4 protein-coding genes, 1 tRNA gene and 1 rRNA gene are annotated in these 13,448 nt (G+C 70.8%); 1 reads left to right on the plus strand and 5 read right to left on the minus strand.

Going from position 1 to position 13,448, the window contains the following annotated elements; all coding sequences use genetic code 11:
* Nucleotides 1–207: 207 nt before the first annotated feature.
* The 3 genes from ACWDNY_RS16235 to ACWDNY_RS16245 form a co-directional block, all read right to left on the minus strand.
* Complete coding sequence (locus ACWDNY_RS16235; RefSeq protein ID WP_451646393.1) at nt 208–3,021, minus strand: DNA translocase FtsK; 2,814 nt, start codon at nt 3,019–3,021, stop codon at nt 208–210.
* A 200-nt stretch (nt 3,022–3,221) separates the two neighbouring features.
* Nucleotides 3,222–3,905 carry a response regulator gene (locus ACWDNY_RS16240; RefSeq protein ID WP_451646394.1) on the minus strand — a complete coding sequence of 228 codons (684 nt, stop codon included), beginning with the start codon at nt 3,903–3,905 and terminating at the stop codon, nt 3,222–3,224.
* Between the two features lie 465 nt (nt 3,906–4,370).
* On the minus strand, nt 4,371–9,872 hold the full coding sequence (locus ACWDNY_RS16245) for a HAMP domain-containing protein (RefSeq protein ID WP_451646395.1): 5,502 nt from the start codon (nt 9,870–9,872) through the stop codon (nt 4,371–4,373).
* Nucleotides 9,873–10,247: 375 nt separating this feature from the next.
* On the opposite strand from ACWDNY_RS16245, the gene ACWDNY_RS16250 reads away from it, so the two are divergent.
* Nucleotides 10,248–13,004: a SpoIIE family protein phosphatase gene (locus tag ACWDNY_RS16250; RefSeq protein WP_451646396.1), complete on the plus strand. Its 2,757-nt coding sequence runs from the start codon at nt 10,248–10,250 to the stop codon at nt 13,002–13,004.
* A gap of 47 nt (nt 13,005–13,051) precedes the next feature.
* Here the strand turns inward: ACWDNY_RS16250 and ACWDNY_RS16255 are convergent.
* Both ACWDNY_RS16255 and rrf read right to left on the minus strand, forming a co-directional pair.
* Nucleotides 13,052–13,127, minus strand: a tRNA-Thr gene (locus tag ACWDNY_RS16255).
* A gap of 230 nt (nt 13,128–13,357) precedes the next feature.
* Nucleotides 13,358–13,448, minus strand: a 5S ribosomal RNA gene (gene rrf / locus ACWDNY_RS16260); the annotation flags it as partial.

The raw sequence follows: 13,448 nt of genomic DNA on the forward strand, positions 1-13,448 counted from the left end.
GACTTTGTACGCCGTCGGAATGGCCGGGCAGACCGACGGCCGGCCGGACCCGAAACCCATGGTGGGACCGGCTTCCGACCTTTCGCTCAACTTGACGTATGCCCAAGGGAAACGGTTGCCCGCCGTCGGCTAACGGGTGGATCACGGTCCACCCACCCGCCCGCAGTAAGACAATCCGCCGAACGGGCGCGTCCCCTCCCGGTACTGCTACCCCTCCGACTCCCCTCGCAACACCGCGAGCACGCCGGCCAGGTCGTCGGGCTTCACCAGGACGTCCCGCGCCTTGGACCCCTCGCTGGGGCCGACGATGCCGCGCGACTCCATCAGGTCCATCAGCCGGCCGGCCTTGGCGAAGCCCACCCGCAGCTTGCGCTGGAGCATGGACGTCGACCCGAACTGCGTGGAGACGACCAGCTCGGCCGCCTGGCACAGCAGATCGAGGTCGTCGCCGATGTCCTCGTCGATCTCCTTCTTCTGCTTGCCGCCGACGACGACGTCCTCGCGGAAGACCGGCGCCATCTGGTCCTTGCAGTGCCGGACGACGGCCGCGACCTCCTCCTCGGTCACGAACGCGCCCTGCATGCGCACCGGCTTGTTCGCGCCCATCGGCAGGAACAGGCCGTCGCCCTTGCCGATCAGCTTCTCGGCACCGGGCTGGTCCAGGATGACCCGCGAGTCGGCGAGCGAGGAGGTGGCGAAGGCGAGCCGGGAGGGCACGTTGGCCTTGATCAGACCGGTGACGACGTCGACCGAGGGCCGCTGCGTGGCGAGCACCAGGTGGATGCCCGCCGCGCGCGCGAGCTGCGTGATGCGCACGATCGCGTCCTCGACGTCGCGCGGGGCGACCATCATGAGGTCCGCGAGCTCGTCGACGATCACCAGCAGGTACGGGTAGGGCTGCAGCTCCCGCTCGCTGCCCTCCGGGGGCCTGACCTTGCCCTCGCGCACCGCGCGGTTGAAGTCGTCGATGTGCCGGTAGCCGTAGGCCGCCAGGTCGTCGTACCTGAGGTCCATCTCCCGCACCACCCACTGCAGCGCCTCGGCGGCCCGCTTGGGGTTGGTGATGATCGGCGTGATCAGGTGCGGGATGCCCTCGTAGGCGGTGAGCTCGACGCGCTTGGGGTCGACCAGGATCATCCGGACGTCCTCGGGCGTGGCCCGCATCATGATCGAGGTGATCAGGCAGTTGATGCACGAGGACTTGCCGGAACCGGTGGCGCCGGCGACCAGCATGTGCGGCATCTTCGCCAGTGAGTGCATCACATAGCCGCCCTCGACGTCCTTGCCGAACGCGACGAGCATCGGGTCGTCGTCCTCCGCGGACTGCGCCAGACGCAGCACGTCGCCGAGGTTGACCATCTCCCGGTCGGTGTTCGGGATCTCGATGCCGACCGCGGACTTGCCGGGGATCGGGCTGATGATCCGCACGTCCGGGCTGGCGACGGCGTAGGCGATGTTCTTCGTCAGAGCGGTGATCCGCTCCACCTTCACGGCGGGGCCGAGCGCCACCTCGTACCGCGTGACCGTCGGGCCCCGGGTGAAGCCGGTGACCCGGGCGTCGACCTTGAACTCGGTGAAGACGGTGGTGAGCGCTGCCACGATCGCGTCGTTGGCGGCGCTGCGCGCCTTCCCGGGCCCGCCGCGCTCCAGCAGGTCCAGGGAGGGCAGCGCGTAGGTGATGTCGCCGGACAGCTGCAGCTGCTCGGCGCGCGCCGGCAGCTCTCGGGGCTCGGAGGGTGGCTCCTTGGTGAGGTCGGGAACCCCCGTCACCGTCCTGCCGGGCTGGGCGACGGGTGCCGGGGCGGTGTCGCCGCGGGGGCGGACGGGCGGGGCGGTGTCCGCCGCGGGCGGCGCCGCCGGGTCCTGCCGGCCCGGGCGGGCGGCGGGGACGGGCGTGGGAGTCGTCTCCGCGCGGTCGCCCGCGCTCACGCCCTGGGTGAGGTCGGCGACTACCGGCGACGGCGGCATGCCGTGCAGAACGGCTCCGTCGAGCGAGGCGGCGGCGGCCGCGGCGACGTCCACGGCGTCCATCCGCCGGTCCATCTCCGGCTGCGGCACCGCCGAACGCCGCGGGCGGCCACGGCGCTTGGAGAGGGCCTCCCGCTCCGCGCCGTCGGGGTCGTAGGCCTGCGGGGCGTCCTGACGCCTGCGGGGGCGCGCGGGCCCCGCTTCGCGCCACTGGTCGTCGTAGCGCTCGTCGTACCGGCCGTCCTCGACGTACTCGCCGTACTCGGGCAGTACGTCGTCCGCGTCCGGGAGGAGGCCCAGCCTCACGCCGAGCAGCCGCAGTCGCTGCGGGATCGCGTTGACCGGGGTGGCGGTGACCACCAGCAGGCCGAAGACGGTGAGCAGCACGAGCAGCGGCACGGCGAGGATCTCGCCCATGGCGTACGTCAGCGGGGTGGCCGCGCCCCAGCCGACGAGGCCGCCGGCGTCCCTTATGGCCTGCATCCCGTCGCTGCGGGCGGGCGCGCCGCAGGCGATGTGGACCTGGCCGAGGACGCCGATCACCAGCGCGGACAGGCCGATCACGATACGGCCGTTGGCCTCGGGCTGCTCGGGGTGCCGGATGAAACGCACGGCGACCACCCCGAGCAGGATCGGCGCGAGCAGGTCCAGCCGTCCGAAGGCACCGGTCACCAGGATCTCGACCAGTTCACCCACGGGGCCGCGCAGGTCGGCCCAGGTGCCGGCGGCCACGATCAGGGCGAGGGCCAGCAGCAGCAGCGCGACGCCGTCCTTGCGGTGCGCCGGGTCGAGATTCCTCGCGCCCTGCCCTATGCCCCTGAAGACGGCGCCGACGGCGTGCGCGAGGCCGAGCCAGAGGGCGCGTACGAGTCGGTAGAGGCCACCGGTCGGGCTCGGCGCCGGCCTGGGCGCGGGCCTTTTCACCGCGGCCTTCCGGGCGGGTGCCTTCCTGGAGGGGGCCGTCTTCGCAGCGGCCTTCTTCGCCGGAGCCTTCGCGGGAGCGGCCGCCTTCTTCGCGGGCGGCTTCTTGGCTGCGGAGGGACGTGAGGCCATGGATGTGAGATTACCGGTGCGGGCCACTCTGGACACGTGTGCGCCATGCTTCACCCGTTCGTGTCGCCGGTGCGACACCACGGAACTGACGCCGTCTCACGCCCGCGTCCTGTCGAGGACCCGACGGATCACGCTTCGTCACGGAGGGGCCGACGGCCGCGCGGCCCGCGGCGCGGGCGTCAACGCCGGACGGCGGGGCGTCAGTTCTGGGAGGGAACGGAGGAGGGGGCGTTGCCGGCGCCCGGCTCGAGCGCGTCCAGCGCCCGCCGCAGCCCGGTGAGTTTGCGTTCCAGGTGCGCGGCGGTGGCGACCGCGGCCGCGTCCGCCGACTCGTCGTCCAGCTGCTTGGACAGCGCCTCGGCCTGCTCCTCGACGGCCGCCAGCCGGGCGGAGAGCTCGGCGAGCAGGCCGGCCGACTCCTTGCCCTCGCCGACGCCGCCCTTGCCGCCGCCCTCCAGTTGCAGCCGCAGCAGGGCCGCCTGCTCCCTCAGCTGGCAGTTCTTCATGTACAGGTCCACGAAGACCGAGACCTTCGCACGCAGCACCCACGGATCGAACGGCTTGGAGATGTAGTCCACCGCGCCGGCCGCGTAGCCCCGGAAGGTGTGGTGGGGACCGTGGTTGATCGCGGTGAGGAAGATGATCGGGATGTCCCGGGTCCGCTCCCGCCGCTTGATGTGGGCGGCCGTCTCGAATCCGTCCATGCCCGGCATCTGGACGTCCAGCAGAATCACCGCGAAGTCGTCCGTGAGCAGCGCCTTGAGCGCTTCCTCCCCGGACGATGCCCGCACCAGTGTCTGATCCAGCGCAGAGAGGATGGCCTCCAGCGCCAACAGATTCTCCGGCCGGTCATCGACCAGGAGGATCTTGGCCTTCTGCACCATGGCCCGCCCTCCTCGCCCCGGCTTGGGGCCGCCCCTGTCCGCAGGAACCGGGGCGACACTTGCGGGTGCCGCCCCAGCGGACGACTCCCTTGCGTCGTCCGTCCTTGTGCCGGTCATCGTAGCCGTACCCCGCTCGTCGCCACACCCTGTCACTGCGATGTCACTGTGCACGTAGAGGAAACGCAGCGGGAGACCTGAAAGTTCCCCGAATCCCGTCGTTCTACACGGCTTCGCACCGTACTCGCGCACAGCCTCGGCCATATTCACTCGGCAACTGCACACAAACGATCGGCATTCCCGGTCCTTCCGGATCGTCCGAGGCCGGCGTCCGGACGGCGCGACCGCCGGGGCGACGGCTCGGGACAGGGCCGCCGGCCGCCCCGGAGAGACCTCTCCGAAACCCTGCCGGAGCCCCACCCCGGAAGGGCCCCGCCGAGGCCCCTCCCAGGGCCCCGGACCCCTTCCTCACTCCTGCCGCATCCACTGCTCCATCACCATGAGCAGATGGTCCGGGTCGACGGGCTTGGTGACGTAGTCGGAGGCGCCCGACTCGATCGCCTTCTCCCGGTCGCCCTTCATCGCCTTGGCGGTCAGCGCGATGATCGGCAGCCCGGCGAACTGCGGCATCCGCCGGATCGCCGTGGTCGTCGCGTATCCGTCCATCTCCGGCATCATGATGTCCATCAGGACGACCGCGACGTCGTCGTGCTGCTCCAGGACCTCGATGCCCTCACGGCCGTTCTCCGCGTACAGCACCGACAGGCCGTGCTGCTCCAGCACGCTGGTCAGAGCGAAGACGTTGCGGATGTCGTCGTCGACGATCAGCACCTTCGCACCGCCGAACCGGATGTCCCGGTGCCCCCGCTGCGCCGCCTCCTGCTCCCCTGCCGCCCAGGGCTCCCGCACCGCCGACCCCGGCTGCGCGGGCCGCCGGCCGGCCGACGGCAGGGCCCGGCGGCGGCGCCGGAAGAGCGCGGCCGGACCGTTCTGGGTCTCCTGGTACGACTTCACCTCGGCCGGGGTCTCGATCTCCGCGGCGGACAGCTCCGACGCCTCGGCTCCCGAGGACTCCGCGGCGGCGAGCAACTCGTCGGCGCCCAGGGAGGACGGCGGCTGCTGGTAGCCCTGCGGCGGCAGCTCCCCCGGGTGCAGCGGGAGGTACAGCGTGAACGTCGAGCCGCGACCCGGTTCGCTCTGCGCGTGGATCTCACCGCCGAGCAGCTGGGCGATCTCCCGCGAGATGGACAGCCCCAGGCCCGTCCCGCCGTACTTGCGGCTCGTGGTGCCGTCGGCCTGCTTGAACGCCTCGAAGATCACCCGCATCTTGCTCGCCGCGATGCCGATGCCGGTGTCGGTGACCGAGAACGCGATCAGCGGTGCGTCCGGGTCGGTCAGCGAACCGGCCTCCAGCAACTGCTCCCGGATGGCCTGCGGGACGTCGTCCCGCGCCGGCCGGATGACCAGCTCCACGGACCCGGAGTCGGTGAACTTCACCGCGTTGGACAGCAGGTTGCGCAGCACCTGCAGCAGCCGCTGCTCGTCGGTGTGCAGGGTGGCGGGCAGCTCCGGCGACACCCGCACCGACAGGTCCAGGCCCTTCTCCGCGGTCAGCGGCCGGAACGTGGCCTCGACGTAGTCGATGAGCTGGACGAGCGCGATACGCGTCGGGGAGACGTCCATCTTGCCCGCCTCGACCTTCGACAGGTCCAGGATGTCGTTGATCAGCTGCAGCAGGTCCGATCCCGCCCCGTGGATCGTCTCGGCGAACTCCACCTGCTTCGGCGAAAGGTTGCCCTCGGCGTTGTCGGCGAGCAGCTTGGCCAGGATCAGCAGCGAGTTCAGCGGCGTGCGCAGCTCGTGCGACATGTTGGCCAGGAACTCGCTGCGGTAGCGCATGGACACCGCGAGCTGCTCCGCGCGTTCCTCCAGTACCTGCCGCGCCTCCTCGATCTCGGAGTTCTTGGCCTCGATGTCGCGGTTCTGCTGGGCCAGCAGTTCGGCCTTCTCCTCCAGTTCGGCGTTGGACGCCTGCAGCGCCTTCTGCCGCTGCTCCAGCTCCTCCGAGCGCAGCCGCAGCTGCTCGGTCAGCTCCTGCGACTGCTTCAGCAGCTGCTCCGTCTTGGTGTTGACGGAGATCGTGTTGACGCTGGTGGCGATCATCTCCGCGATCTGGTTCAGGAAGTCCTTCTGGATCTGCGTGAACGGCGTGAACGACGCCAGCTCGATGACCCCGAGCACGGTCCCCTCGAACAGCACCGGCAGCACGATCACCTGCGCGGGCGGCGCCTCGCCGAGCCCGGAGGAGATCTTCAGGTAGCCGCTGGGCGCGTTCTCGACCAGGATCGTGCGCTTCTCCTCGGCGGCGGTGCCGATGAGCGCCTCACCCGGCCGGAACGACGTCGGCATCGACCCCATCGAGTAGCCGTACGAGCCGAGCATCCGCAGCTCGTACCGGTCGTCGCCCTCGGCGGCCAGGTCCCGGCCGTCCATGAGCGGCACCGCCACGAAGAACGCCCCGTGCTGCGCGGAGACCACCGGGGTCAGTTCGCTCATGATCAGCGAGGCCACGTCCTCCAGGTCCCGGCGGCCCTGCATCAGCGCGGAGATACGGGCCAGGTTGCCCTTGAGCCAGTCCTGCTCCTTGTTGGCGATCGTGGTGTCGCGCAGGTTGGCGATCATCTTGTTGATGTAGTCCTGCAGTTCCTGGATCTCGCCGGACGCATCGACGTCGATCTTCAGGTTCAGGTCGCCGCGGGTCACCGCGGTCGCCACCCGCGCGATGGCGCGCACCTGCCGGGTCAGGTTCCCGGCCATCTCGTTCACGGACTCCGTCAGGTCCCGCCAGGTGCCGTCGACGTCCCGCACCCGCGCCTGGCCGCCGAGCTGCCCCTCCGTGCCCACCTCACGGGCCACGCGGGTGACCTCCTCGGCGAACGAGGACAGCTGGTCCACCATCGTGTTGATGGTGGTCTTCAGCTCCAGGATCTCCCCGCGCGCGTCGATGTCGATCTTCTTCGTCAGATCGCCCTTGGCGATGGCGGTGGTGACCATGGCGATGTTGCGCACCTGACCGGTCAGGTTGGACGCCATCTGGTTCACCGACTCGGTGAGGTCCTTCCAGGTGCCCGCCACACCCGGGACGTACGCCTGACCGCCGAGGATGCCGTCCGTGCCCACCTCGCGGGCCACCTTGGTGACCTGGTCGGCGAACGAACTCAGCGTCTTCACCATGGTGTTGAAGGTGTCGGCGAGCTGCGCCACCTCACCGCGCGCCTCGATCGTCACCGTCCGCGTCAGGTCGCCGTTGGCGACCGCCGCCGCGACCTGGGAGATGTTGCGCACCTGCATGGTCAGGTTGTTGGCCATCAGGTTGACGTTGTCGCTGAGGTCCTTCCAGATGCCCGTGACCCCGGGCACGTGCGCCTGGCCGCCGAGGATGCCCTCCGTGCCCACCTCGCGCGCGACCCGGGTGACCTGCTCGGCGAACGACGACAGCTGGTCCACCATCGTGTTCACCGTGGTGACCAGTTCGAGGATCTCGCCCTTGGCGTCCACGGTGATCTTCTTCGACAGGTCGCCCTTGGCGACCGCCGTGGTGACCTCGGCGATGTTGCGGACCTGGATGGTCAGGTTGTTCGCCATGAAGTTGACGGACTGCGTCAGGTCCTTCCACGTGCCGGAGACGCCCTGCACCTCCGCCTGCCCGCCGAGGATGCCCTCCGTGCCCACCTCCCGGGCCACCCGGGTGACCTCCTGGGCGAACGACGAGAGCTGGTCCACCATCGTGTTGAGGGTGTTCTTCAGCTCCAGGATCTCCCCGCGCGCGTCCACGGTGATCTTCTGGGAGAGATCACCGCGCGCCACGGCGGTGGCGACCTGGGCGATGTTGCGGACCTGCGCGGTGAGGTTGCCCGCCATGCCGTTCACGGAGTCCGTCAGGTCCCGCCACACGCCGGCGACGCCGGGCACCTGCGCCTGACCGCCGAGACGGCCCTCCGTGCCCACCTCACGGGCGACCCGCGTCACCTGGTCGGCGAAGGCGGACAGCTGGTCGACCATCGTGTTGATGGTGTTCTTCAGCTCCAGGATCTCGCCACGCGCGTCGACGTCGATCTTCTGCGAGAGGTCACCGCGGGCCACCGCCGTCGTCACCTGGGCGATCTGCCGCACCTGCGAGGTCAGGTTGCCCGCCATGAAGTTGACGGAGTCCGTGAGCTCCTTCCACGTCCCCGACACACCGTCCACGCGGGCCTGACCGCCCAGGCGGCCCTCGGTGCCCACGTCCCGCGCCATCCGGGTGACCTGGTCGGCGAAGGACGACAGCTGGTCCACCATCGTGTTCACGGTGTTCTTCAGCTGGAGCATCTCGCCGGAGACGTCCACCGTGACCTTCTGCGACAGGTCGCCGTTGGCCACGGCCGTCGTCACCTGCGCGATGTTGCGCACCTGGCCGGTGAGGTTGCGGAACGCCGTGTTGACGGAGTCCGTCAGGTCCTTCCACGTCCCCGCCGCGCCCGCCACCTGCGCCTGCCCGCCCAGCTCGCCCTCGACACCGATCTCCCGCGCCACGCGCGTGACCTCGGCACCGAACGACGACAGCTGGTCGACCATGCCGTTGACGGTGTTCTTCAGCTCCAGCATCTCGCCGGCCACGTCGACGGTGACCTTCTGCGACAGATCGCCGTTGGCCACGGCCGTCGTCACCGCCGCGATGTCCCGCACCTGCGTGGTGAGGTTCCGGAAGACCGTGTTGACGGAGTCCGTCAGGTCCTTCCACGTCCCCGCCGCGCCCGGCACGTTCGCCTGCCCGCCCAGCCGGCCCTCGGCGCCCACCTCGTTCGCCACGCGGGTGACCTCGTCCGCGAAGATCCGCAGCGTCTCGGTCATCTGGTTGATCGTCTCGGCGAGCTGCGCGACCTCGCCGCGCGCCGGCACCGTAACCTTCTGCGAGAGGTCACCGTTGGCGACGGCGGTGGTGACCTGGGCGATGCCGCGCACCTGGGCGGTCAGGTTGCCCGCCATCAGGTTCACCGAGTCGGTGAGCTCCTTCCAGGTGCCCCCCACGCCCGGGACGTGCGCCTGACCGCCGAGGATGCCGTCGGTGCCCACCTCACGGGCGACCCGCGTCACCTCCGAGGAGAACGCGGACAGCTGGTCGACCATCGTGTTGACGGTGTTCTTCAGCTCCAGCATCTCGCCGGCGACGTGCACGGTCACCTTGCGCGACAGATCACCCTTGGCCACCGCCGTGGTCACCAGCGCGATGTCCCGCACCTGCGCGGTCAGCCGGTAGGCCATCGTGTTGACCGAGTCCGTCAGGTCCTTCCACGAACCCGACATGCCGCGTACCCGGGCCTGACCGCCCAGCTTGCCCTCGGTGCCCACCTCACTGGCCACCCGCGTGACCTCGTCGGTGAACGTCGACAGCTGGTCGACCAGGTTGTTCACCGTCCGCCCGACTTTCAGGAACTCCCCGCGCAGCGGATGCCCGGCCCCCTCCGGCGCCTGCGTCCGCAGCTCCATCCGGGGCGACAGATCACCCTCGGCGACCGCGGACAGCACCCGGCCCACCTCGGAGACGGGCCGCACCAGGTCGTCCACGAGCGCGTTGGCGTTGTCCACCGCGGCCGCCCAGGACCCCTCGCAGGCGCCGGTCTCCAGACGCTCGGTCAGCTTGCCCTCACGGCCCACCACGCGACGCACCCGCGCCAGTTCCCCGGTCAGGTGCAGATTGCGGTCGGCCACCTCGTTGAAGACCGCCGCGATCTCCGCCAGCTCGCCGTCCCCGGCCACCGTCAGCCGTTTGCGGAAGTTGCCGTCGCGCATCGACACGAGAGCGGCCAGCAGGCGGTTCAGCGACGCCGTGTCGACCACGGTGGTGCCGTTCCGCGGCGCACGCTGGTTGCTCGGGGACTGTCCGCCTTTCGCGCGCGTCTTCGTGCCACGCGCCGCTGCGCCAGACTCCACTGTGTCCCTCCCGCGGGGCTCGACCATCACTGCTTGGCTGAGCGGTACTCCTGCCCGACGTACCGGTCGCTGCCGCGCATGCCCGCCGGTGCCGTCGGACTGCACGTAGGGCTGCTGCCCTCCGCCGCCGGAGCTCACTCAGCCTGCCCGGATCGTCACCGGGAGCCTGCCCAGTGTTTCACCCCTGCCGAACCAGGCCATAACAGTTCGGCAGCTTCGCACATCGTCCGCACACCCTCTGGGCGGAAACACTGGCGACCGGCATCCGCACGGATGGCGAAGGTAGATAACCTTGCACGGGGCTGTCCAGCCGCGCCGGTCCGTCCGGCCTGGGCGGTGGCACGGAACGAGCGGGCATCGGAGGCGGCCGCACACATGACCACCGGAGTGATCGCCGGGGGGCAGACCCCCGAGCCACAGCCGAAGGGTTCGCAGCTGCCGGAGCAGCGCCACGACCCGGGCGGCCCCTCGGGCGAGCACGTCGACAACCGGACGAGGAGTTCTGTGATCACCGCGCGCGCGGCCGCCAGCTTCGAGCCCGTCGGACGATCGGTCGCCACCGCCCGGTCCTTCGTCCGCGACACCCTCCAGGGGTGGGGGTTCGGCGACATCGTCGACGACGCCGTGGTGCTCACCAGCGAACTGGTCACCAACGCCGTCGTCCACGCCGGCACCGCCGCCGACGTGGCCTGCCTGCGCAGCGACGAAGCGGTACGGATCGAGGTGTCCGACCGCTACCCCGAGCGTGAGCTCCCCGTGCAGTCCACCGCCGTCAACATGGGCAGCCCCGACAGCGAGGGCGGCCGCGGCCTGCAACTGTGCGCGGCACTGGCCCGCCACTGGGGCGTGGAGTACACGCCCACCCACAAGAGCGTCTGGTTCCAGCTCGACCTGCCCGAGCGGCCGGTCGGCACCCGCGCCGCCGGCCCCGCCCTGCCCACCGCCCTCCTGCCCGTCACCGACGGCCGGGTCCGCGTCGCCGTCGTGCAGATCGACCGGAGCGGCTCCATCACGGCCTGGAACGAAGACGCCGAAGACCTGTTCGGCTACCCCGCCGAGCAGGTCACGGGCAAGCCGCTCACCGACCTCGCGGCCTGGCCCCACACCCCGGGCACCGGTACCGGCATCGCCGAGGCGCTCCGGCTCTCCCGGTGGGAGGGAAGCTACGGCATCCGCGGCGCCCACGGCCGCGTCATCCCCGTGTACGCCTCCCATCTGCGCGTCCGCGACACCGACGGCGAGCCGTCCACCGTCTGCCTGCTGGTCGGCGACCACGAACGGGCCGTCCTGCAGACACCGTTGCGCGTCCCTGCCTCCTCCGACGCGGGCACCTCCGCCGACGGCTCCGGCGCCGATCCCTTCGAGGTCTTCATCGGCTCCCCGCCCCCCGACGACCTCGACGGCCTCCTCCAGCGCACGGTGGAACGCGCCCGCGACATGCTCGACGGCGACGCCGCCTTCCTCCTGCTGGCCACCGACGACGAAACGGAACTGGAGGTCCGGGCCTCCACCGGACTGCCCTCCGCCCGCCAGCGCTTCGCCCGGGTCCCCGTCGAGGCGGGTTCCGGCCGCTACGGCTCCGCCCGCATGCCGGCCGTCCACGACGACCTCACCGCCGTCAACGGCGCCGTTCCCCTCCTCAACGGCACCGGCATGCGCTCGGTCGTCACCGTCCCGCTGAAGGTGGAGGGCCGCCTCACCGGTTCCCTCGGCGTCGCCGCGGAGGCCCCCGGCCGGTACTCCAACGAGGAGGCGCTGCGGCTGCAGTTCGCCGCCGACCGGATCGCCCTGGCCGTGGAGTCGGCACGCCTCGGCGAACTGGAGCGTCTGCGCCGCGGCTCCCTGAGCTTCCTGGTCGAGGCCTCGGACCTGCTGGCCGGCACCCTGGACCGCGACCAGACCCTCGCCCTGATGGCCCAGATGACGGTCCCCACCCTGGCCACCTGGTGCGCCGTCTACACGATCGCCGACCAGGCGTCCGAGCCGTACCTCTCGTACGTCCTGCACGAGGACGAGGAACTGATCGACGGCATCAAGGCCCTCCTGTCGCGGATCGACCCGCCGGACCCGGTACCGACCCCGGGCGCCCGGGTCTGGGCGGCCCCCGGCGAGGCGGCCCATCAGGCGGCGCTGCGCACCTCCATGCGCAGTCTCGGCCTGGGCGACTCACCCCAGCGGGTCGGCACGACCATCGGCCCCACCCTCGCCACCGCCGCCGCGGTCGGCGGCGAGGCGGTGGTCCTGCCGCTGGTTGCCCGCAACCGCGTCATCGGCATGCTGACCCTGGGCAAGCCCGCCGACGAGCACTTCCGCCAGGAGATCCTGGAACTGGCCGAGGACCTCAGCCGCCGCGCCGCGCTCGCCCTGGACAACGCCCGCCTGTACTCGGAGCGCACGGCCATCAGCCAGTCGCTCCAGCGCAGCCTCCTTCCGCCCGGCCTGCCCGACATCGACGGCGTCGAGGTCGAGGTCATCTACCGCGCGGCCGGCGAGGGCAACGAGGTCGGCGGCGACTTCTACGACCTGTTCCCCATCCGCGACGGCGCCTACGGCTTCGCCATCGGCGACGTCTGCGGGACGGGCCCGGAGGCGGCGGCGGTCACCGGCCTGGCCCGCCACGCGCTCAGGCTCCTGGCCCGCGAGGGCTTCGGCGGCCCGGCGGTGCTGCAGCGCCTGAACGCCGCGATCCTCGACGAGGGCGCCCGCAGCCGCTTCCTGACCCTGCTGTACGGCGAACTGTGGCCGCAGGAGGACGGCAGCGCACTGCTGAAGGTGGTCTGCGCCGGCCACCCGCTGCCGCTGCGCCTGCGCCAGGACGGCACGGTGGAGCCGGCCGCCGACCCCCAGCCGCTGCTCGGCGTCATGGACGACCTGGAGCTGTACGAGCAGACCGTCACGCTCGACCCTGGGGACGTTCTGCTGTGTGTCACGGACGGCGTCACCGAACGCCGTGAGGGCACCAGGATGCTCGGCGACGACGGTCTCGCGGACGTCCTGACCACCTGCACGGGCCTGACGGCCGGCGCCGTGGCTGCCCGCATCATGCGTGCCGTGGAGCGCTTCGCGTCGGACGCGCCGTCCGACGACATGGCGATCCTGGCGATGCGGGTTCCGGAGCTCATGACGGACTGAGCGGGAGAACGCGAAAGGCCCCGCCCGGAAGGGCGGGGCCTTTCTGCTGGAGCCCCCAAACGGAATCGAACCGTTGACCTTCTCCTTACCATGGAGACGCTCTGCCGACTGAGCTATAGGGGCCGGTCGCTTTTCGAGGTTTCCCTCGCGGCAACGAAGTAGATCATACCCCGAACACAGCCGTGCTCCCAACCACCAACCGGCCGTCACGCCGCCGAATCAGAACGTCGGCGGAGGCAGCCTCCGTGGGCCCTGCCGGCCCGGCCTCGGTCACGGCGAGCGGCGCGGCTCATGGCAACAAAAAAGGGTTGGACCCAGAACCGAAGTTCGGGGTCCAACCCTTTTGAATAATTGTTCGGCGGCGTCCTACTCTCCCACAGGGTCCCCCCTGCAGTACCATCGGCGCTGTAAGGCTTAGCTTCCGGGTTCGGAATGTAACCGGGC

The sequence above is a fragment of the Streptomyces sp. NPDC003697 genome, from assembly GCF_053587115.1.